Below are 22,801 nucleotides of genomic sequence, written 5' to 3'. Positions count from 1 at the left end.
TGAAGATGGGCGATCATTCTGGATACAAATGGTTGACGGCTACACAGGGCAGGCTGATGCTGGCCGGCTGCTGTCTCGGCCTGGCGCTGGTAGCCCCGGCCCAGGCAGCCGATGACCAGCTGGCCCAGGCCACGGAGCTGTTCAGCAGCTCACTGGACGATCTGCTGAGCGTCCCGGTCTCCGGCGCCTCGAAATTTGACCAGCCGATCAGCGAGGCACCGTCCTCGATCTCAGTGGTCACGGCCGAAACCATCAAGCTGTTCGGCTACCGTACCCTGGCCGACCTGCTACGTGCTCAACGGGGCTTTTTTGTCAGCAACGACCGCAATTACAGCTACGTCGGCGTGCGCGGCTTCGGCCGCTCCGGCGATTACAACTCGCGGCTGCTGGTGCTGGTGGATGGCCACCGGATCAACGAAAGCAGTTATGACTCGGCCCTGATGGGTGAGGATTTCATCCTTGACCTCGACCTGGTGGAGCGGGTGGAGATCATCCGCGGCCCGGCCTCATCGCTGTATGGCAATAGCGCTTTTTTTGGCGTGATCAACGTCATCACCCGCCACGGCACCGGTCTGCGCGGCATGGAACTGGCCGGCTCAGCTGGCGGTTTCGAGAGCTACAAGGGCAGAATCAGCTACGGTACGCGCCTCGACAACGATCTGGCCCTGTCCGTTTCCGGCAGCTACCACGACAGCGCCGGTGACCGCAGTCTGTACTACCCCGCCTTTGACGACCCGGCCACCAACAACGGCGTGGCCCGCAACCTGGATGGCGAGCGGAGCAACAGCCTGTTTGCCACGGCCTCCTGGCGCGACCTGACCCTGCAGGCAGCCTACGCCAACCGACGCAAGGATATCCCCACCGCTTCCTACGGGGTGGATTTCAACGCCCGCCCCGATTTCACCAATGACCGCTACGCCTATGTCAACCTGAAGTACGAGCACGCCTTTCCTGCCGATCTGTGGCTGCAGGCGCGGCTCTACTACGATTACTACGACTACTACGGCGAGGGCATCTACAGCGGCGTGCTGAACCGCGATGAATCCACCAGCAACCGTGTCGGCACAGAACTGCAGGCTTCAAAGCTCTTGGGCGGCAGCCATCTGCTGATCGCGGGCGCCGGGTTCTCCTACAGCTCCACCAGCTTCACCAATTACGACCAGGACCCTTTCAGCAGCTACCTTGATCTGCGCAACAACGCGGTCAACTGGTCCGCGTTCCTGCAGGACGAATACACCATCCTGCCGGAGCTGATCCTGAACGCCGGGCTGCGTTTCGACCATTACGAACAGTTCGGCGGCCAGGTCAACCCACGCCTGGCGCTGATCTATACGCCACTGGCCCAGTCCACCATCAAACTGATCTATGGCGAGGCCTTTCGCGCCCCCAACAATTACGAGTTGTACTACACGGCAGCCGGGCTGGGGCTCAAGGCCAACCCCAACCTCAAACCGGAAACCATCAGAACCTATGAACTGATCTACGAGCAACGGCTGTTTGATAACTACCGGCTGACCCTGTCTGGCTTTTACAACAAGATCAGTGACATGGTCAGCGTGGTGGCGGACCCGAGCGACCCGACCCTGGACAGCTTCGACAACATCAGCTCGGCCTCGGTGCGGGGTGCCGAGGCCGAGCTGGAGGCCAAATGGCGCAGCGGCTTCAGCGGGCGGATCAGCTACAGCTACCAGCAGGCGAAGGACGACCAGACCGGCCTGCGGCTGGTTAACTCGCCGCAGCATAGCGCCAAGGCCAACCTGGTGCTACCGCTTGTGGGCGACCAGCTGCTGTCAGGCATCGAGCTGCAGTACCTGGGCAACCGCAGGACCCTGGCCGGCAACCGGGCCGGTGACCAGCTGATCACCAACCTGACCCTGTTCAGCCAGAAATGGATCAAGGGGCTGGAATGCAGCCTGAGCCTGTATAACCTGTTTGACCAACGCTACGATGACCCGGCCAGCAGCGACCATGCCATGGATAGCATCCGCCAGGACGGTTTCGGCTGGCGCTTCAAGGCTGTCTACAGCTTTTAAGGAGCGGCATGTCCCACGCCCGAGGTCATATCTGCAGCTGCAGTTTCTGGCTGAAACTGGCGCTGCTGCTGTTTGTACTGGGTCATCCCGGTGGCGTCAGGGCACAGACCGTCACCGAATATGGGGTCAAGGCGGCCTTTCTCTACAACGCCCCCAAGTTCATCGACTGGCCGGCAGAGGCGCTGACGTCTGCCTCCTTTACCATCGGCGTGCTGGGTGACGACCCGTTCGGGACGCTTTTAGATCAGTTGGCAGGCAGGACCATCAAGGGTAAAAAGGTCGTTATCCGTCGTCTGACCTCGCTGGAGCGGGCAGCCGAATGCCAGCTGCTGTTCATCGCCGCCTCGGAGCAGCGCCGCCTGCAGACGGTGCTTGGCAGGCTGCGGGAGCTGCCAGTGCTGACCGTTTCCGATATCGACGGCTTCGCCTTTGCCGGCGGGATGCTTGAACTGACCATGGACCGTAATCGACTGACCTTTATCGCCAACAACCGGCAGGCTAAACGCCAGGGACTCAAGATCAGCTCGCAGATGCTGAAACTGGCCCGCGAGATAGTGGAGTAGCAGCATGCAGATAATCCGTGAACGTTTCCATAGCGCCCCGATCCGCCGCAAGCTGATGATCCTGATGGTGGCCATCAGCTTTGCCGTGCTGTCGCTGGCCTCGCTCTCCTTCGTCATCAACGAGGCGCTGACCACCCGCGCCGAGGTGCAACGCGAGCTGGCCGCCTATGCCGAGATCATCGCCAAGAACATGGCCACCCCGCTCTTGTTCAACGACCGGATGGCAGCCACCGAGATCCTGGCCGGCCTGCACGAAAAGCCACAAATCATGGCCGCCTTTGTGCTGACCAGCGACCAGCACGGCTATGCCAGCTTTGTGCGCACCGACCTGCTGCATGATCCATCCCCCCACGCCCTGCTACGGGAGGCCACCGCCCCGGGTATCGATCTGGATTTCGACATTGAGATCGCCCGCCCGATCATGGCCGACGATCAGCGGATCGGCACCATCGTGATCCAGTCCGACATCAGTGCCCTCACCGCCCGCCTGCAGCGGCTGCTGATGATTGTGGCGGCGGTCTTGCTGGTGGCCGGCCTGGTAGCCTTCCTGTTGTCCAGCTTCCTGCAGCAGTTGATCTCGACACCGATCGTCAACCTGGCCGCCACCATGGAGCAGGTCAGTCGTGACCGCGACTACTCGCAGCGGATGGCAAACACCAGCGCCGACGAGATCGGCCGCCTGATCGACGGCTTCAACGACATGCTGGAGCAGGTGCAGTTGCGTGACAGCCAGCTGCAACGCTACGGTGAGGGGCTGGAGGCGATGGTACGGCAGCGGACCGAGGAGCTGCTGCAGACCAACCATGAGCTGGAAACCACCATCGAAGAGCTGGTCAAGGCCCGTGAGCAGGCCATTGCCGCCAGCAAGGCCAAAAGCGCCTTTCTGGCCAACATGAGCCATGAGATCCGCACCCCGATGAACGGCATCATGGGCATGACCGAGCTGTTGCTGGGCAACGGCTTCTCCCCGGAGCAGCAGAAAAAACACCTGCGGGCCATCCGCGACTCCACTGAAAACCTGATGGTGATCATCAACGACATCCTGGACTTTTCCAAGATCGAGGCGGGCCGGCTGGAGCTGTCGACGATGCCGTTCCTGCTGCGGCAAAGTCTGGCCGACGGCCTGCTGCCGATGGAGGTCAAGGCCAAACAGAACGGCCTCAAGCTGGTGGTCTCCATCGACCCGCAGCTGCCGGACCGGCTGGTGGGCGACCTGCTCAAGCTGCATCAGGTGCTGGGTAACCTGCTGGGCAACGCCATCAAGTTCAGTGAACAGGGCGAGATCGGTCTGTCGGTGCAACTGGAGCGTCAGACCGAAAACGGGGTTGTGCTCCGTTTCTGTGTGACCGACCAGGGGATCGGCATCCCGCTTGAGGCCCAAGAGCGGATCTTCGAGATCTTCGAGCAGGCCGACATCACCACCACCAAGCGCCACGGCGGCACCGGCCTGGGCCTGGCCATCTGCCGCAGCCTGGTTGAGCTGATGGGCGGCACGATCTGGGTCGAGAGCAGCCCGGGTGCCGGCAGCCGCTTTTACTTTACCGTCCAGTTCGCACTGGCGCCGGCCGACCTTGAGATCGAGCAGGAGCCGGCTCCGGCCTGCTCGCTGACTGACGGGCACTATACGCTGCCCACGCTGTCGGTCCTGTTGGCCGACGATGTTGAGGTCAACCGGGAACTGGTCAAGGCGGTACTGTCGCAGCAGGAGCATCACTTTGTTGAGGCCCTGAACGGGCAGGAGGCGTTGCAGGCCTTCAGGAGAGAACGGTTCGATGTGGTGCTGATGGATGTGCAGATGCCTGAGATGGACGGTCTGCAGGCCACCATGGCAATTCGCGAGTTTGAGCGCAGCGAAGGACGTCCCCGCACCCCGATCATCGCCCTGACCGCCTATGCTGCCAAGGAAGACCAGGAGCGCTGCCTGCAGGTCGGCATGGACGGCTACCTGTCGAAACCGGTCAAACCGGCCGCCATCGTGGCGGCGCTGCAGCGTTTTTGCGGCAGCGGCAGCTGCACCACTTCGACACCGCAGCCATTGGTAATGTCAGCCGCTGAGAGCGGCGCAGCACCGGTCTATGATCGGGAAGGACTGTTGGAACGCCTGGGCGGTGCCGAGGCGTTGATCCCCAAGTTCATGGGCATGTTCCACAACGGTATTGTGCACAGCCTGGAGGGGATTGAGCTGGCCATCACAAGCGGTGACACCGACGGATTACGGGTGGCAGCCCACACCGTCAAAGGCTCCTGCGGTAATATCGGCGCCATGCAGATGCGGGAGACCGCAGCCGCCATCGAGGCGGCGGCCAAGACCGGCGACATCAGCGGCGCGCCGGCGGGGCTGGCGCTGCTCAGGCGTCAACTGGAGGAATTCAAGGCTGCGGTAGGGGTGTCAGCGTAGTTTTAATTCTGCATCTTCCAGCGATTTGATCCGGTCCCGCAGTTCGGCCGCTTTTTCGAAATCCAACTCCTTGGCGGCGGCCAGCATCTCTTTGCGCAGCTTCTTGATCAGCTTCGGAATCTGCTTCAGGTCGCCGCCGTAGTCGCCCAGCGTCTCGGCCACCTGGGGTACGGCGGCGTAGTCCTGCTCCTCAATCGACTCCAGGATGCTGCGCATCCCCTTCTTGACCGTTTCCGGCGTGATGCCATGCTCGACGTTGTAGGCCAGCTGCTTGGCGCGACGACGCTCGGTCTCGTCGATGCAGCCCTGCATCGAGCGGGTGATGGTGTCGGCGTACATCAGCACCCGACCCTCCACGTTACGGGCCGCCCGACCGCAGGTCTGGATCAGCGAACGGGTGGAACGCAGGAAGCCTTCCTTGTCGGCATCCAGGATCGCCACCAGCGAGACCTCCGGCAGGTCCAACCCCTCCCGCAGCAGGTTGATCCCCACCAGCACGTCGAACTCCCCCAAGCGCAATGAGCGCAGGATCTGCATCCTCTCGATGGTATCAATGTCGGAGTGCAGGTAACGCACCCGGATGCCCAGCTCCTGGTAGTAGTTGGTCAGCTCCTCGGCCATCCGCTTGGTGAGGGTGGTCACCAGCACCCGCTCCCCCCGGGCCACGGTCAGCCGCACCTCATGCAGCAGGTCGTCCACCTGGCCGGCGCCAGCTTCGGCTGCCGTCACCGGGCGGATCTCGATCGGCGGGTCCACCAGACCAGTCGGGCGGATCACCTGCTCCACAAACACACCACCGGCCCGTTCCAGCTCGTAGTCGGCCGGGGTGGCCGAGACATGCACCACCTGGTTGATACGGCTCTCAAACTCCTGGAAATTGAGGGGCCGGTTATCGAGGGCAGCCGGCAGACGGAAGCCATAGTCCACCAGGGTCTCTTTGCGGCTGCGGTCGCCGCGGTACATGCCCCCCACCTGGGGGATGGTGATGTGGGATTCGTCGGCAAACAGCACAAAGTCGTCCGGAAAGTAGTCGATCAGGGTGAAGGGCGGCTCACCGGGCTGGCGACCGTCCAGGTAGCGGGAATAGTTCTCGATCCCCTGGCAGAAGCCCATCTCCTCCATCATCTCGATGTCGTAGTAGGTGCGCTGCTCGATCCTTTGCGCCTCCAGCAGCTTGCCCTGGGCCTTGAACAGCCTGATCCGCTCCTCCAGATCAAGCCGGATCTGCTCCACGGCCCGCTCAAGGTTCTCTTTGGTGGAGACGTAGTGGGAGGCCGGGAAGATGGCAGCCTTCGATAATTTTTGCAGCACGACGCCCCGCAAGGGGTCGATCTGGGAGATGGCCTCCACCTCGTCGCCGAAAAACTCGATCCGCAAGGCCCGCTCGCTGTCGTAGGCCGGAAAGACCTCGATCACATCCCCCCGCACCCGGAAGGTGCCGCGGTGAAAATCGGTATCGTTACGTTCGTACTGGATCTCCACCAGTTTCTTCAGCAGGGTGTCGCGGCCATAGTCGTCCCCCTGGTGGAAGAAGATATGCATGGCCTGGTAGGCCTGCGGCGAACCGATACCGTAGATGCAGGAGACCGAGGCCACGATGATCACGTCCCGCCGGGTCAGGAGCGACATGGTGGCGGCGTGGCGCAGCTTGTCGATCTCGTCGTTGATGGCCGAGTCCTTTTCGATGAAGGTATCGGTGTTGGGCAGGTAGGCCTCGGGCTGGTAATAATCGTAGTAGGAGACGAAGAACTCCACCGCGTTGTCCGGAAACAGCTCCTTGAACTCGCCGTACAGCTGGGCGGCCAGGGTCTTGTTGGGGGCCAGCACCAGGGCCGGCCGACCGGTGCGGGCGATGACATTGGCCACGGTGAAGGTCTTGCCGGAACCGGTCACCCCCAGCAGGACCTGGTGTTTGTCGCCGCGCTCGATGCCGGCCACCAGCTCGTCGATGGCCTGGGGCTGGTCGCCGCGGGGGGTGTAATTGGTGGTGAGTTTGAAGACATTGTCCATGATTTTATTAGGCTATCACAAAAAACTGATTGTCAGCAGCCCTGTTTTTCTTCATACTGCTCTGCAACCTAGACGGGCCTGCGCCCGTCTTTTTCATTCTGAAGGAGCATTCAACCCATGCAGGAACGTATCCGCAATATCGCCATTATCGCCCACGTCGACCACGGCAAGACCACCCTGGTGGATGCCATGCTGAAACATGCCGGCGTGTACCGTGAGCACGAAGCCATCACCGAGCGGGTGATGGATAGCAACGACCTGGAAAAGGAGCGCGGCATCACCATCCTGGCCAAGAACCTGTCGATCCACCACGGCCAGTACAAGATCAACATCGTGGACACCCCTGGCCACGCCGACTTTGGCGGCGAGGTGGAGCGGGTCTTAAAGATGGTCGATTCCGTTTTGCTGCTGGTGGACGCCCTGGACGGCCCGATGCCCCAGACCCGCTTCGTGCTCAAGAAGTCCCTGGACCTGGGCCTCAAGCCGATCGTGGTGATCAACAAGATCGACCGCCCCGGCTCCCGACCGGACGAGGTGCTGAACATGGTCTTCGACCTGTTCTGCGAACTGGAGGCCAGCGACGAGCAGCTGGACTTCCCGGTGGTCTACACCAGCGCCAAGATGGGCTACGCCAAGCTGGATGTGAACGTCGAATCCAACAGCATGGAGCCGCTGTTTGCGGTGGTGGAGTCCAACGTGCGGCCGCCCAAGGGCGATGCCAACGCCCCGTTCCAGATGCTGATCGCCAACATCGACTACAACGAGTATATCGGCCGGATCGCCACCGGCCGGATCTTCAACGGCCGGGTCAAGGCCGGCGAGACCGTGGCCATGATCAAGCAGGGCGGCGCCGTCAGCCGTGGCCGGATCACCAAGCTGCTGGGCTATGAAGGTCTGAAACAGGTGGAGATCCAGGAGGCCGGCACCGGCGATATCGTTACCGTGGCCGGCTTCGACGAGGTCAGCATCGGCGAGACCCTGGCCTCGGCCGAGAGTCCGGTGGCGGTGCCCTACGTCTCCATCGACGAGCCGACCCTGGCAATGAACTTCATCGTCAACACCTCCCCCTTTGCCGGCCGCGAGGGGAAATGGGTCACCTCCCGCAACATCCGCGAACGGCTGACCAAGGAACTGCGCACCAACGTCTCGCTCAGGGTTGAAGACACCGATTCACCGGACACCTTCAAGATCTCAGGCCGGGGCGAGCTGCACCTCTCCATCCTGATCGAGAACATGCGCCGCGAAGGGTTTGAGTTGGCGGTTTCCAAACCTGAGGTGATCATCCGCGAAAAAGACGGCGTCAAGATGGAGCCGATGGAGTACCTGGTGGTGGATGTGGCCTCCGAGTTCCAAGGGGCGATCATCGAGAAGATGGGCCCTCGCAAGGGCGAGATGGTGGCCATGCACCCGATGGGCGAGATGGTCAGGCTCGAGTTTGTGGTGCCGGCCCGGGGCCTGATCGGCCTGCGGGGCGAGGTGATGACCGACACCCGTGGCACCGCCGTGATGACCCACACCTTCCACGAGTACGCCCCCTACAAGGGCGACATCCCCGGCCGCAAGAATGGTGTGTTGATCGCCATGGAGCACGGCGAGACCACCGCCTATTCGCTGGATGCCCTGCAGCCCCGTGGCGTGCTGTTCATCGGCGCCGGCGTGGAGGTCTACGGCGGCATGATCATCGGCGAGCATGCCCGTGACAACGACCTGGAGGTCAACGCCTGCCGGGGCAAGAAGCTGACCAACGTGCGGGCCTCCGGTTCCGACGATGCCATCAAGCTGACCCCGCCCCGCACCATGTCCCTGGAGCAGGCCCTGGAATTCATCGATGACGACGAACTGGTGGAGGTGACCCCCACCTCGATCCGCCTGCGCAAGAAGGAACTGGACCCGAACCAACGCAAGAAGAAGAACAAGTAGGAGGCTCGTTTCTTCTGCTGTCTGTAAACCGGGGGCGCGGTCCATGGACCGCGCTCCCGGTTTTGCACCCGACGCTGCCACCTGCTAAAAATCAGCGGGGCTCAGCTCCATCATCCCGTCCTCTTCCTGGTTGATCAGGAAATCAAAGGGCGGCAGCTCATGCTGCAGCAGGATCAGCAGCAGTTTGGGCCGCAGCAGCGCCTTTTGCTCTTCGTTGGCAAACCTGAGGAACATCCGCAGCAACGCCTCCACCGCCTCCAGCGGCTCACCCTTGATATCGTTGACCTGCTCATCGCTATTAAGGCTGAACAGGCTGGGATAGCTGCCGTCCGGCTTGAAAAAGCCCATAATTTTGTGCGTTTCAGCATCACCCAGGATACTCTTCGCCGCCGTCACCATCTCGTTCAACGCCGCGATCAGGGCCGGCAGCTTACTGCTGAGCGAGGTGATGATATCCAGCCCGACCTGCAGCCCTTCCAGCCGCTGCATCAAGGTCTCCAGCAGCTCCCCTCTGATCAGCCCGCCATGCTGGGGCATAAGAGCCAGCGGTGCCGGGTCAAGTTGGCGGATCTTCTGCACCGCCAGCCGGATGGCCTCATTGCTGGGCATGTACAGCTGATGGAAGGCCTTGATGCCGGCCCAGTTTTCCTCCTGGGCATGGAGACCCGACGCGGCGATACCGCCGAACAGATCACCGGTGAACAGGATGCGCGATTCCAGGTCGTAGACCATGCAGGCGCCGCGAAAGTGGCAGAATGGCGTGGGTACAAACTGCAGCTTGTGGCCGGTGGGCAGCACCACCTTTTGCCCCTGTACCCGGTCAACAGCACGGAAGTTGGTCTTGGACATGCCGTTCAGATTGGCCAGACGCCAGGTGTCCTCGGTGGCGATCACGGTCAGCTTGGGGTTAAGCTTGGCCAATGTGGGCAACACCCCAAGCACGTCAGGATCCTGATGGTTGATGAACGCCAGGTTGATCTTGGCCAAACCACCGGGGAGCACCGCTGCAACTTTTTGCGAGAGACTGTCAAAATCGTTGGTCGGTCCCGGATCGATCAACAGGGTGCCGGTAACGCCATTGCCCTTGAAGATGCGCAAGAAGCTGTTACGACTCAGGAACGTCTTGGTACCGGCCCCCACCCAGTAGACCCCTGGAGCCAGCTCACTGACCTGGTCCAGATTAATCAGCTTTTCCATCACCACCTCCCAATAAGACGTATAAGACTCACAAAGTCTTGTAGCACGTCATGTCGCTTTAGGGAAGCCTTGAACCGATCGACGTTCACGGAATCTGCACGGTCTATGGGCCAGATTTTTTCTTGACCAGGCTCCACAATCGGTTTATGAATGAACGGTCATTCATTACGGAGGCACACATGTCAAAAGAAGATAAACGGGAAGCGATTCTGCAGGCCACACTGGAGCTGGTGGCCGAGCATGGCTTCCACGACGCCCCCTGCTCGCTGATCGCCGAGCGGGCTGGTGTGGCGGCAGGCACCATCTACCGCTACTTTGAGAACAAGGATGTGCTGATCATTACGCTCTATCGTGAGCTGGAGGGCAAGATCAACACCTTCCTGGAGCAGGGCTACAGCATGGATATTCCGTACCGGGAGCGGTTCCTGCACCTGGTCAGCAATCTGCTGCAGTTTTTTATAACCAACCCGAAGGAGTTCAAATATATCGAGCAGTTTCACAATTCACCCTACGGTGTAGCCTTCCGGCGCGATCGTCTGTTGGGTCAACAAGAAGATTGCGGCATCTACTGCGAACTGTTCAAGCAGGGTGTCGAACAGCAGGTGATCAAAGACCTGCCGCTGGTGCTGCTGTTCGATCTGGCCTTTGGACCGATTGTCTCCGTGGCCCGCAATCACATCCTTGGCTTTATTCAACTTGATGCTACCCTTATTCAACGGATAGCCGAAGCCTGCTGGGATTCCATGAAACGGTAACACCTGAATGTTCATTCATTTTGAAGGCTACTAACTAACAAACGAGGTATCACGATGCTCAAGCTCACAACCACCCGACTGCTGGCTGTCACGCTGCTGCTGACTGCCGGCCTGACCGCCGCCTGCGGGAAAAAACAGCCAGCCATGCCCCAGCAAGGCCCCCCCGAAGTAAGCGTGGTGACCATCCAGACCCAACGAGTGGCGCTGACCACCGAGCTTTCAGGCCGCACCACCCCCTATCTGATCGCTGAGGTACGCCCCCAGGTGGGCGGCATCGTTAAAAAACGTCTGTTTACCGAGGGCAGCGACGTTAAGGCCGGTCAGGTCCTGTACCAGATCGACCCGTCCAGCTACGAGGCGGCCCTGGCCAGCGCCAAGGCCAACCAGGCCCGGGCTGAGGCCACCCTGACAACGGTACGGCTCAAGGCACAGCGCTACCAGGAACTGGTCCAGATCAAGGCGGTCAGCCAGCAGGATAACGACGACGCCCAGGCCGGTCTCAAGCAGGCCGAGGCCGAACTGGCAGCGGCCAGGGCCGCTGTGCAAACGGCCAGCATCAACCTGGCCTACACCAAGGTCACCGCCCCGATCTCCGGACGGATCGGCCGCTCGGCAGTCACCGATGGCGCCCTGGTCACCGCCAGCCAACCCACTGCCCTGGCCACCATCCAACAGTTGAGCCCGATGTATGTCGACGTAACCCAATCCAGCGCCGAGTTGCTGAAGCTGAAACAGAACCTGGCCAACGGCCTGTTCAAGAAGGGTGCTGCCAACCAGGCCCAGGTAAAACTGTTGCTGGAGGATGGCACTCCCTATCCCCAGACCGGCACCCTCAAGTTTTCCGAGGTGACCGTTGACCAGAGCACCGGATCGATCACCCTGCGGGCCCTGTTCCCCAACCCGCAGCAGCTCTTGCTGCCCGGCATGTTCGTGCGGGCCGTCGTGCAGGAGGGCGTGAACGAGCAGGCCATTCTGGCGCCGCAACGGGGGGTGACCCGCACCCCCCAGGGCGCTGCCGTGGCGATGGTGGTGGGGGCCGAGGAGAAGGTTGAGCCGCGGCCGATCACGGTGGTACGCACCGTGGGCGACTCCTGGCTGGTGGCCGAAGGGCTCAAACCCGGCGACCGGGTGATCGTGGAAGGGATCCAGCGGGCCCGCCCCGGCACACCGGTCAAGGCGGTGCCGTTCGGCGCCGCCCCTGCAGCGGCCGGCCAGCAGCCGGCCAAGCCGCAGCAACCGGCCGCATCCCCGGCCCAGCAGCCTGCAGCAACGCAACAAACCGCACCAGCCACCAAGTAAAGGAGCCGCTCCATGGCCAAGTTTTTCATAGAACGACCGATCTTTGCCTGGGTAATCGCCATCCTGGTGATGCTGGCCGGCCTTTTGGCGCTGAAAACCCTGCCGGTCTCCCAGTACCCGCCGATCGCGCCGCCCCAGATCACGATCAACGCCATCTACCCCGGCGCCTCGGCCCAGACCGTGCAGGACACCGTCACCCAGGTGATCGAGCAGAAGCTGAACGGCATCGACAACCTGATCTACATGTCCTCCACCAGCGACTCGGCCGGCGCCGTGGCCATCAACCTGACCTTCAGGGCCGGCACCGACCCCAACATCGCCCAGGTGCAGGTGCAGAACAAACTGCAACTGGCCACACCGCTCTTGCCGCAGATCGTGCAGCGTCAGGGAATTCAGGTGGTCAAGTCCACCAAAAACTTCCTGATGATGGTCGGCCTGGTCTCGGAGGACGGTTCCTTAAGCCGCCACACCCTGACCGACTACCTGGTGGCCAACGTCCAGGATATCATCAGTCGCACCGAAGGGGTCGGCGAGGTGACGGTCTTCGGCTCGCAGAACGCAATGCGGATCTGGCTCAACCCGGACAAGCTGAACAACTTCAGGCTGACCAGCAACGAGGTGGTTGCTGCGCTGCAGGCCCAAAACGCCCAGGTCTCGGCCGGCCAGTTCGGCGGCATCCCCGCCAGCATCGGCCAGCAGCTGAACGCCACCATCACCGCCCGCACCCTGCTGCAGACACCCGAGCAGTTCGACGCCATCATCCTGCGCACCAATCCGGACGGCTCCACCGTCAAACTTAAGGATGTGGCCCGCACCGAGATCGGCACCGAAAGTTACGACATAGAGGCCCGCTTCAAGGGCAAGCCGATCGGCGGCATGGCGCTGCGCCTGGCGGCCGGGGCCAACGCCCTGGACACCGCCGACCGGGTCAAGGCCAAGATGGCCGAGTTGGAGAGGTACATGCCGGCCGGGGTCAAAGTGGTCTATCCTTACGATACCACTCCCTTTGTGAAGGTCTCGATCCAGGAGGTGGTGCGGACCCTGATCGAGGCGGTGATCCTGGTCTTCTGTATCATGTTCCTGTTCATGCAGAACTTCCGCGCCACCCTGATCCCGACCATCGCCGTGCCGGTGGTGCTGTTGGGCACCATGGGCGTGTTGTCGGCAGCCGGTTTCTCGATCAACACCCTGACCATGTTCGCCCTGGTGATCGTGATCGGCCTCCTGGTTGACGACGCCATCGTGGTGGTGGAAAACGTGGAACGGATCATGTCCGAGGAGGGCCTGTCGCCCCACGACGCCACGGTCAAATCGATGGGGCAGATCACCAGCGCCCTGGTGGGCATCGCCACGGTGCTGACCGCGGTCTTCCTGCCGATGGCCTTCTTCGGCGGTTCCACCGGCGTCATCTACCGCCAGTTTTCGATCACCATCATCGCGGCCATGATCCTGTCGGTGCTGGTGGCGATGATCCTGACCCCGGCCCTGTGCGCCACCCTGCTCAAGCCGGTTGCAAAGGGGCATGATCCCTGTGAAAGCGGCTGGTATTGCCCCTTCTTCCGCTGGTTTAACCGGATGTTCGACAAAGGCCGGGGCAAGTATGAAGGCATTGTCAGCCGCTCCTTCGGCCAGCCGATCCGTTATCTGCTGCTGTACGGCAGCATCGTCGTCATCATGGTGTTTTTCTTCCTGCGCCTGCCCACCGCCTTCCTGCCGGATGAAGACCAGGGCTTCGTCATCTGCCAGATCCAGCTGCCGGCCGGGGCCACCCACGAACGGACCATCAAGGTGGTCGAACAGATCGAGCAGCACTTCCTGGAGAATGAAAAGCAAACCGTTGAATCGATCATTACCGTGGCCGGTTTCAGTTTTGCCGGCCGGGGCCAGAACATGGGCCTTGCCTTTGTGCGGCTTAAGGACTGGAAACTGCGGCAACGGCCTGACCTGAAGGCGGCTGCCGTGGCCGGACGGGCCATGGGGGCCTTCTCTCAGATCAAAGACGGCATGGCCTTTGCTTTTTCGCCGCCGGCGGTGGTGGAACTGGGCCAGGCCAACGGCTTTGACTTCATGCTGCAGGACCGCAGCGGTCTGGGCCACGACAAGCTGATGGAGGCCAGAAACCAGCTGTTGGGGATGGCGATGCAAAACAAAAAGCTCGTGGCCGTACGCCCCAACGGCCAGGATGACTCGCCCCAGTTCAAGCTGGACATCGACGATGTCCGCGCCGGCGCCCTGGGGGTCTCCACGGCGGATATCAACAGCGTGTTGGCCACCGCCTGGGGCAGCTCCTACGTCAACGACTTTATCGAGAACGGCCGGGTAAAAAAGGTTTACATACAGGCTGATGCCGGCTACCGGATGGTGCCGGAGGATATCAACAAATGGTACGTGCGCAACAACCGGGGTGAGATGGTGCCGTTCTCGGCCTTCGCCACCGCCCGTTGGCAGTACGGTTCGCCCCGCCTGGAGCGCTACAACGGCATCCCCTCGGTGGAGATCATGGGCCAGGCCGCTCCAGGGGTGAGCACCGGCGAGGCGATGGCCGAGATGGAGCGGATGGCAGCCAAGCTGCCGCCCGGCATCGGCTACGAGTGGACCGGTCTCTCCTATGAGGAGAAGGCGGCCGGCAAACAGGCCCCGGCCCTGTACGCCATATCGCTCTTGGTGGTGTTCCTGGCGGTGGCAGCGCTCTATGAGAGCTGGACCATCCCGTTCGTCAACCTGCTGATGCTGCCCTTGGGCCTGGTGGGCGCCGTGACTGCCGTCACCCTGCGGGTACTGCCCAACGACGTCTACCTGCAGATCGGCCTGTTGACCACCGTCGGCCTTTCCACCAAGAACGCGATCCTGATCATCCAGTTCATCAAGGCCCAGCTGCATGAAGGGCATGACCTGGTGGAAGCAACCCTCTCGGCGGTCAAGATCCGGCTCAGGCCGGTGATCATGACCTCGCTGGCCTTCTTCTTCGGCACCCTGCCGCTGGCGCTGACCAAAGGGGCTGGCGCAGCGGCCCAGAACGCCATCGGCACCGCCGTCACCGGCGGCCTGCTGTCGGCCACCTTCATCGACCTGATCTTCATCCCGTTCTTCTTTGTGATGGTCTCGCGGCTGTTCGGCCGCAAGAAGTACAAAAAGGAACACGCTGCTGCCGTTCCGATCACGGCAGAGGGGGCACACTGATATGAACACCAAAAACAATCGTAACGCAGAGCATGCAAGCACGGCGCAAAGGCTCCTTTGCGTTAAAAATGCCGTTTTGGCGGTTACCGTCACGACACTCTTTTCGGGCTGCACCATGGCCCCCAGCTACACCCGGCCCGACGCGCCGGTGGCGGCCAGCTGGCCCACTGGCCCGGCCTACACAGCCCAGGCGGCGCAGGCTGATCAAAAGCCGGTGGCCGAGATTCCCTGGCGTGAGTTTTTCATCGAGCCCCGTCTGCAACAGGTGCTGTCGCTGGCTATCAACAACAACCGCGACCTGCGGGTGGCAGCCCTGACCATCGAGAAGACCCGGGCCCAGTATCAGATCCAGCGGGCTGATCTGCTGCCGCAGATCGACGCTACCGCCGGCGCCGCCATCCAGCGTCTGCCGGCCGATCTGTCGGCCAGCGGCCAAGCCCGCATCAACCGTCAGTACAGTGTCGGCCTGGGGGTCAGCAGCTACGAGCTGGACCTGTTCGGCCGGGTGCGCAGCCTGAAAGATCAGGCCCTGGAGCAGTACCTGGCCACCGAGCAGGCCCAACGGGCGGTGCAGATCAGCCTGGTGGCCGAGGTGGCCAACACCTGGCTGGCCCTGGCTGCCGACCGGGAACGGCTAAAGCTGGCCCAGGAGACCCTGAAGAGTCAGCAGGAAAGTCTGCAGCTGATCCAGCGCCGTTTCGATGCCGGCGCCTCGTCGCAGCTGGATCTGCGTCAGGCCCAGACCAGGGTTGAGGCGGCCCGGGTGGATAGCGCCCTCTACACCGCCCAGCTGGCCCAGACTGAAAACGCCCTGACCCTGCTGGTGGGCGCAAGCGTGCCGGCCGAGTTGCTGCCCAGCGCGTTGAGCAGTGTGGCTGCGCTGCAACCACTGCCGGCCGGGCTGCCCTCCGAGGTGCTGCTGGGCCGTCCCGACATCCTGGCGGCGGAGCATCGCCTGAAAAGCGCCAACGCCAACATCGGCGCGGCCCGGGCCAACTTCTTCCCCCGCATCGGCCTCTCTGCCAGCTTTGGCACCGCCAGCGCCAGCCTGAGCGACCTGTTCCAGCCCGGCTCAACCGCCTGGAACTTCATGCCCCAGGCCAGCGTGCCGCTGTTCGACACCGGCGCCAACCTGGCCCGGTTGGATGTCTCCAAGGCCGAGCGGGATATCGCGGTCGCCCAGTACGAAAAAACGATCCAGACCGCCTTCCGCGAGGTGGCCGACAGCCTGGCCAGCAACGGCACCCTGGCTGAGCAGCTGGCAGCCCAGCAGGCCCTGACCGAGGCCACCGCTGACAGCCACCGCCTTGCGGAAGCCCGCTACAGTAAAGGGGTCGACAGCTACCTGACCGTGCTGGATTCCCAGCGTTCCACCTACAGCGCCCAGCAGGGCCTGATCAGCGTACGTCTGGCCAAACTGGCCAATGAGGTCACGCTCTACAAGGTGTTGGGCGGCGGAGCAGCAAAATGATCAGCGTGCCGCGTCTGGCATTGGTAGCCCTGCTGCTCCCGGTTACAGCACTGCTAACCAGCCCGGCTGCGTGGGCCGGGCCGGCAGAGCCGGCCTCCCCGTTTGGTCTGCCAGCGTCGTCACCAGCAGAGATTTCTTCTGACGCAACCGCTGTGCAAACCCGACTGCACCAGGAACAGCAGGCCTCCGGCCTGCTGTTTTCTATTGTGCCCCACAAATCCAACTACCTGTTGCCGGTCAGCTATAACCGGAAGCCGAACCATGCCGCCTACAACGGATCAAGCACCCATGACGAATCGTTGGACAACCTGGAGGTCAAATTCCAGCTCAGTATCAAGACCCCGCTCTGGGAAAAGATCTTCGGCAACAACGGCACCTTGTATGCGGCCTACAGCCAGCTTGCCTTCTGGCAGGCCTATAACAGCAAAACATCCTCACCCTTTCGGGAGATAAATTTCGAGCCGGAGCTCTTTCTGGCCTTCACGACCGGCTACCGGTTGTTCGGCGTCACCAGCCAGCTGGCAACGATCGGCATCAATCACCAGTCCAACGGCCGCTCTGAGCCGCTTTCCCGCAGTTGGAACCGGATCACTGCCAGCATGCTGTTTAACCGTGGCGATACCTACCTGACCCTGCGGCCCTGGTTTCGCATCCCCGAGAGCCGTCAGGATGACGACAACCCCCACATGGAACGTTATTACGGCTACGGCGAACTGCAGCTGCTGCAGAAGATCGGTGACCATACGCTGACGCTCATGCTGCGCAACAACCTGCGCAGATCCGACAACAAGGGGGCAGTGCAGCTGGACTGGAGCTTTCCGCTGCATAAAAAACTGAAGGGCTATATCCAGTATTTTAACGGCTATGGCGAGAGCCTGGTGGATTACAACCATCTCAATAACCGGATCAGTGTCGGCGTCATGCTGACCGACTGGTTGTGATGCGAAGAGCGGGAAACGTGCTAAACTGAAGGCAGATCAGTCATCCGCGCCCCAGCAGCCTGCAGAGCGGAGAGAGCATGACACCACAACAGAAAAAATGGCTGAGCATCGGCATTATCGCGCTGGCAGCCTCTGGCGCGGCCGTTATCGCCTGGCAGAAGTACCGCGCCGACCGCAGCACCAATGGCCTGGTGAGCGGTAACGGCCGGGTTGAGGCGGTGGAGATCGATGTGGCCGCCAAGGTGGCCGGGCGGGTCAAGGAGATCAGGGTAGCAGAGGGCCAGTTTGTCACGGCGGGCCAGGTGGTGGCGGTGATGGACACCACGAATCTAGAGGCCCAGCTGCGGCAGGCCCAGGCCCAGCTACTGCAGGCCCAGAGCGCCGTGGCCACGGCCCATAGCCAGCTGGCCCAGCGCCAGAGTGAACGGGCGGCGGCCCAGGCCACCGTTGCCCAGCGCGAGGCAGAACTGCTCAAGGCCCGCCAGCATGCCCGCCGATCGGCTGAGCTGGCCCACAGCGGAGCCATCGCAAAACAGGACGCCGATGACGATGCGGCCCAGCTGCGCAGTACCGAGGCGGCACTGCATGCCGCCCGGGCCCAGGTGGCGGCCAGCGACGCCACGATTAACGCCGCTGCCACCCAGATCAACGGCGCCCAGGCGGCGGTGTCGGCTGCCAAGGCTAATGTTGAACGAATCCAGGCTGATATTGACGACAGCATGCTCACCGCCCCCCGCGACGGCCGGGTGCAGTACAAGGTGGTCCAGCTGGGGGAGGTGGTGGGCGCCGGTGGCCGCATCGTCAGCCTGGTGGACTTGAGCGACGTCTACATGACCTTCTTCCTGCCGACCTCTGCGGCCGGCAAGGTGGCGCTGGGAAGCGAGATCAGGCTGGTGCTGGATGCGGCACCGCAGTACGTGATCCCTGCCCGGGCCTCCTTTGTGGCCGACGTGGCCCAGTTCACCCCCAAGACCGTTGAAACCGCCGTGGAACGTGAAAAGTTGATGTTCCGCATCAAGGCCCAGATATCCCCTGAACTACTCAAAAAACACCAGGCACAGGTCAAGACCGGCCTGCCGGGCGTGGCCTGGGTGCGGCTTGATCAGACCAAGCCATGGCCATCGCAGCTGCAGGTCAGGCTGCCGCAATGAACGAGCCTCCCCCCCCAACCCCGGTGGTCAAGCTGACCCAGGTCAGCCTGCGCTACGGCACGACGACCGCCCTGCAGGATATCTCCCTCGATCTGCCGGCGGGCTGCCTGATCGGCCTGATCGGGCCGGACGGGGTGGGCAAATCCAGCCTCTTGTCACTGATCGCCGGTTCGCGGGCCATCCAGCAGGGCAGCATCCAGGTGCTGGGCGGCAGCATGGCCGATACCCGGCACCGCACACAAGTCTGCCCCCGCATCGCCTACATGCCGCAGGGGCTCGGCAAAAACCTCTATCCAACCCTGTCGGTGTTTGAGAACGTCGACTTCTTCGGCCGTCTGTTCGGCCACGACCGCCAGGAGCGTGAGCGGCGCATCGACGAGCTGCTGCAGGCCACCGGGCTGGCCCCGTTCCGTCAGCGGCCGGCTGGCAAACTGTCCGGCGGCATGAAACAGAAGCTGGGGCTCTGCTGCGCCCTGATCCACGACCCCGACCTGCTGATCCTGGACGAGCCCACCACCGGTGTTGATCCGCTGTCACGGCGCCAGTTCTGGCAACTGATCGAGCGGATGCGGGCCCATCGTCCTGATATGAGCGTGCTGGTGGCTACGGCCTACATGGAAGAGGCGGCCCGCTTTGACTGGCTGGTGGCGCTGCATGCCGGCAGGGTGCTCGCCACCGGCTCCCCGTCGGCGCTGCTGAGCCAGACCAAGAGCAACAGCCTGGAAGAGGCCTTCATTGCCCTGCTGCCCCCCGCTGCCCGGGCCGGCCACCAACCGGTGCTAATCCCGCCCCGCACCTCCGAGCGACAGAACATAACCGCCATCGAGGCCCATGACCTGACCATGCGCTTTGGCGATTTCACCGCCGTGGACCGGGTCAGCTTCCGGATTGGCCAGGGCGAGATCTTCGGTTTCCTCGGCTCCAACGGCTGTGGCAAGACCACCACCATGAAGATGCTGACCGGCCTGCTGCCGGCCAGCGAAGGTGAAGCCTGGCTGTTCGGGCGGCCGGTGAACCCCCACGACCTGGCCACCCGCCGCCGGGTGGGCTACATGACCCAGGGTTTTTCGCTCTACAGCGAGTTGACGGTGCAGCAGAACCTGGTGCTGCACGCCCGTCTGTTCAGTATGGAAGAGGCCCGTATTCCGGAGCGGGTAACAGAGATGGCCCGGCGCTTCGGACTGGAACAGGTGCTGGACAGCCTGCCCGACGCCCTGCCGCTGGGGGTGCGGCAACGGCTGTCGCTGGCGGTGGCCATGATCCACGGTCCGGAGCTGCTGATCCTGGACGAGCCCACCTCCGGCGTTGATCCGGTGGCCCGGGACGCCTTCTGGCAGATCATGGTGGAGCTGGCCCGCCGCGATCAGGTGACCATCTTCATCTCAACCCACTTCATGAACGAGGCCGAACGTTGCGACCGGATCTCGCTGATGCACGCCGGCCGCGTGCTGGTCAGCGATGAGCCCGCTGCGCTGGTAGCAAAGCGCGGCGTGGCCACCCTGGAAGAGGCCTTCATCAGCTATCTGGAAGAGGCCGACCATGAACCGCAGCAAGCTCTGCTGCCTCCGGCAGTGACCGCCGAGCCGTTGCCAACCACGGCTGCTGCCCCATCCCCGCGCTGGTACAACCTGTTCAGCCTGCGCCGCATGGTCAGCTACAGTCGCCGTGAGGCGCTGGAACTGCGACGCGACCCGGTGCGGCTGACCCTGGCGCTGCTGGGCAGTGCGTTGCTGATGCTGGTGATGGGCTACGGCATCAACATGGATGTGGAAGACCTGCAGTTTGCGGTACTGGATCGGGATCGCACACCCATAAGCTGTGACTACGCCCTCAATCTGGCTGGATCACGGTATTTTCAGGAGCAGCCACCGCTCACGGACTACGCCGACCTTGACCAGCGGCTGCGGGCCGGCCAGATCAGCCTGGCCATCGAACTGCCACCGGGCTTTGGCCGCGACATCAAGCGTGGCAGCCCGGTCAGTGTAGGGGCCTGGATCGACGGCGCCATGCCGACCCGGGCTGAGACGGTTAGCGGTTATGTGCAGGGTATGCACAGCCAGTGGCTGGCCGGCCTGGTGCGTGAACAGCGGCAGCCCGGCGTCAGTGCCACCATCGAGACCCGCTTCCGCTACAACCCCGATGTCAGGAGCCTGCCGGCCATGGTGCCGGCCATGATCCCGCTGCTGTTGATGATGATCCCGGCCATGCTGTCGGCGCTGTCGGTGGTGCGGGAAAAGGAACTGGGCTCCATCGTCAATCTCTACGTCACCCCGGTCACGCGGCTGGAATTCCTGCTGGGCAAGCAGCTGCCGTATATCGTCTTGGCCATGCTCAACTTCCTGCTGTTGACCGGGCTGGCGGTACTGGTCTTCAAGGTGCCGCTCAAAGGCAGCTTCGGGGCCCTGCTGCTGGCGGCGTTCCTGTATGTGATCGCCGCCACCTCCTTAGGGCTGGTGATCTCCAGCTTCATGCGCAGCCAGATCGCCGCCCTGTTCGGCACCACCCTGCTGACCATCCTGCCGGCGGTCCAGTTCTCCGGCATGATCGACCCGGTGTCGTCGCTGGAGGGGGCCGGCGCCCTGATCGGCAAACTCTACCCCACCACCCACTTCCTGACCATCACCCGCGGCGCCTTTTCCAAGGCACTGGGTTTTGCCGAACTGCAGTCATCCTTCCTGCCGTTGCTGCTGGCGGTGCCGCTGCTGACCCTGCTGGGCGCGCTGCTGCTGAAGAAACAGGAGCGCTGACCGTGCGGCCGGCCAACATCCTCCACCTGGGTGTCAAGGAACTGCGGGGCCTGCTGCGGGATCCGGTCATGCTGTTTCTGATTATCTACGCCTTCAGTCTGGCCATCTACACCGCCGCCACCGCCATGCCCGAGACCCTCAACAAGGCGCCGATCGCCATTGTGGATGAAGACCGTTCCCAGCTCTCCCAGCGGATCAGCGACGCCTTTTACCCGCCTCACTTCATGCCGCCCTCCCTGATCAGCCTGCGCGAGATGGATGCGCGCATGGACGCCGGCCTGGATACCTTTGCCCTGACCATCCCGGCCTCCTTCCAGCGCAACCTGCTGGCCGGCCGCAACCCCAGCATCCAGCTCAACGTGGACGCCACCCGCATGAGCCAGGCCTTCACCGGTAGCGGCTACATCCAGATCATAGTCGGCAACGAGATCAGCCGCTTTCTGCAGGCCTACGGCGCCGACCCCACGCCGCCGGTTGAACTGGCGCTGCGGGCCCGCTTCAACCCCCAGCTGAACAAGACCTGGTTCGGTGCAGTCATGAAGCTGATCGACAACGTCACCATGCTGTCGATCATCCTGACCGGCGCGGCGCTGCTGCGGGAGCGGGAACACGGCACCGTGGAACACCTGCTGGCCATGCCGGTCACCCCCCTGGAGATCATGACCGCCAAGGTCTGGGCCATGGGGCTGGTGGTGCTGCTGGCCACGGCCGGCTCCCTGCTGCTGGTGGTCCAGGGCTGGCTTGCGGTACCGATCGAAGGTTCGCTGCTGCTGTTTCTGCTGGGCTGCACCCTGCACCTGTTCGCCACCACCTCGCTGGGGATCTTCCTCGGCACCCTGGCTCGGTCCATGCCGCAGTTCGGCCTGCTGCTGATGCTGGTGCTGCTGCCGCTGCAGATCCTGTCCGGCGGCACCACCCCCCGCGAGAGCATGCCCGAGCTGGTCCGCTACCTGATGATGGTGGCACCCAACACCCACTTCGTGATGCTGGCCCAGGCCGTGCTGTACCGTGGCGCCGGCCTGGCGGTGGTCTGGCCCCAACTGGCCTCGCTGCTGGTGATCGGCGCCGCCCTGTTCACCTTTTCACTGGCCCGCTTCCGCACAACCATCACCACCATGACCTGATCGATAACGCTA

General features: G+C 62.7%; 14 protein-coding genes. 12 read left to right on the top strand and 2 right to left on the bottom strand.

What is annotated here, in order from left to right; genetic code table 11:
* Positions 1-5: 5 nt before the first annotated feature.
* The 3 genes from RBQ93_RS03475 to RBQ93_RS03465 are packed head-to-tail and all read left to right on the top strand — an operon-like array spanning position 6 to position 4,994.
* Positions 6-2,033, top strand: coding sequence for a TonB-dependent receptor (locus tag RBQ93_RS03475; protein ID WP_320370627.1), 2,028 nt, complete (start codon positions 6-8; stop codon positions 2,031-2,033).
* A gap of 8 nt (positions 2,034-2,041) precedes the next feature.
* Positions 2,042-2,596 (top strand): YfiR family protein, encoded by a 555-nt coding sequence (locus RBQ93_RS03470; RefSeq protein WP_320370626.1) that lies wholly within the window; start codon positions 2,042-2,044, stop codon positions 2,594-2,596.
* 4 nt (positions 2,597-2,600) lie between these two features.
* Positions 2,601-4,994, top strand: a complete 2,394-nt coding sequence (locus tag RBQ93_RS03465) for an ATP-binding protein (protein ID WP_320370625.1) — start codon at positions 2,601-2,603, stop codon at positions 4,992-4,994.
* Here RBQ93_RS03465 and uvrB read toward each other — a convergent pair.
* Positions 4,986-7,004 (bottom strand): excinuclease ABC subunit UvrB, encoded by a 2,019-nt coding sequence (gene uvrB, locus RBQ93_RS03460; protein ID WP_320370624.1) that lies wholly within the window; start codon positions 7,002-7,004, stop codon positions 4,986-4,988. The two genes, RBQ93_RS03465 and uvrB, sit on opposite strands and share 9 nt — an antisense overlap.
* A gap of 117 nt (positions 7,005-7,121) precedes the next feature.
* Here uvrB and typA point away from each other — a divergent pair, with 117 nt between their 5' ends.
* Positions 7,122-8,924, top strand: coding sequence for a translational GTPase TypA (gene typA / locus RBQ93_RS03455; RefSeq protein WP_320370623.1), 1,803 nt, complete (start codon positions 7,122-7,124; stop codon positions 8,922-8,924).
* Positions 8,925-9,008: 84 nt separating this feature from the next.
* Here typA and RBQ93_RS03450 read toward each other — a convergent pair whose 3' ends face one another.
* The gene (locus RBQ93_RS03450; RefSeq protein WP_320370622.1) at positions 9,009-10,121 is read right to left on the bottom strand and encodes an MBL fold metallo-hydrolase; all 1,113 of its coding nucleotides are present in this window, start codon (positions 10,119-10,121) and stop codon (positions 9,009-9,011) included.
* Between the two features lie 179 nt (positions 10,122-10,300).
* Between RBQ93_RS03450 and RBQ93_RS03445 the strand changes: the two genes are divergently transcribed.
* The 8 genes from RBQ93_RS03445 (at position 10,301) to RBQ93_RS03410 (ending at position 22,789) form a co-directional block, all read left to right on the top strand.
* Positions 10,301-10,876 carry a TetR/AcrR family transcriptional regulator gene (locus tag RBQ93_RS03445; RefSeq protein ID WP_320370621.1) on the top strand — a complete coding sequence of 192 codons (576 nt, stop codon included), beginning with the start codon at positions 10,301-10,303 and terminating at the stop codon, positions 10,874-10,876.
* Positions 10,877-10,930: 54 nt separating this feature from the next.
* Positions 10,931-12,175 (top strand): efflux RND transporter periplasmic adaptor subunit, encoded by a 1,245-nt coding sequence (locus RBQ93_RS03440; RefSeq protein WP_320370620.1) that lies wholly within the window; start codon positions 10,931-10,933, stop codon positions 12,173-12,175.
* Between the two features lie 12 nt (positions 12,176-12,187).
* Positions 12,188-15,355, top strand: a complete 3,168-nt coding sequence (locus tag RBQ93_RS03435) for an efflux RND transporter permease subunit (protein ID WP_320370619.1) — start codon at positions 12,188-12,190, stop codon at positions 15,353-15,355.
* Between the two features lies 1 nt (position 15,356).
* The gene (adeC, locus tag RBQ93_RS03430; protein WP_320370618.1) at positions 15,357-16,826 is read left to right on the top strand and encodes an AdeC/AdeK/OprM family multidrug efflux complex outer membrane factor; all 1,470 of its coding nucleotides are present in this window, start codon (positions 15,357-15,359) and stop codon (positions 16,824-16,826) included.
* Positions 16,823-17,767 (top strand): phospholipase A, encoded by a 945-nt coding sequence (locus RBQ93_RS03425; protein ID WP_320370617.1) that lies wholly within the window; start codon positions 16,823-16,825, stop codon positions 17,765-17,767. Before adeC ends, RBQ93_RS03425 begins: the two co-directional genes overlap by 4 nt.
* A gap of 77 nt (positions 17,768-17,844) precedes the next feature.
* Positions 17,845-18,918, top strand: a complete 1,074-nt coding sequence (locus RBQ93_RS03420; RefSeq protein ID WP_320370616.1) for an HlyD family secretion protein — start codon at positions 17,845-17,847, stop codon at positions 18,916-18,918.
* Positions 18,915-21,665: a ribosome-associated ATPase/putative transporter RbbA gene (gene rbbA / locus RBQ93_RS03415; protein WP_413818351.1), complete on the top strand. Its 2,751-nt coding sequence runs from the start codon at positions 18,915-18,917 to the stop codon at positions 21,663-21,665. Before RBQ93_RS03420 ends, rbbA begins: the two co-directional genes overlap by 4 nt.
* A 2-nt stretch (positions 21,666-21,667) precedes the next feature.
* Entirely contained in the window at positions 21,668-22,789 is a 1,122-nt protein-coding gene (locus RBQ93_RS03410) for an ABC transporter permease (RefSeq protein WP_320370614.1), read from the top strand.
* Positions 22,790-22,801: the final 12 nt, after the last annotated feature.

It is taken from the genome of Trichlorobacter sp., assembly GCF_034008105.1.
Classification (GTDB): Bacteria; Desulfobacterota; Desulfuromonadia; order Geobacterales; family Pseudopelobacteraceae; genus Trichlorobacter.
Note: the sequence above shows the minus strand (reverse complement) of the source record. Positions and strands in the feature narration are given on the sequence as shown.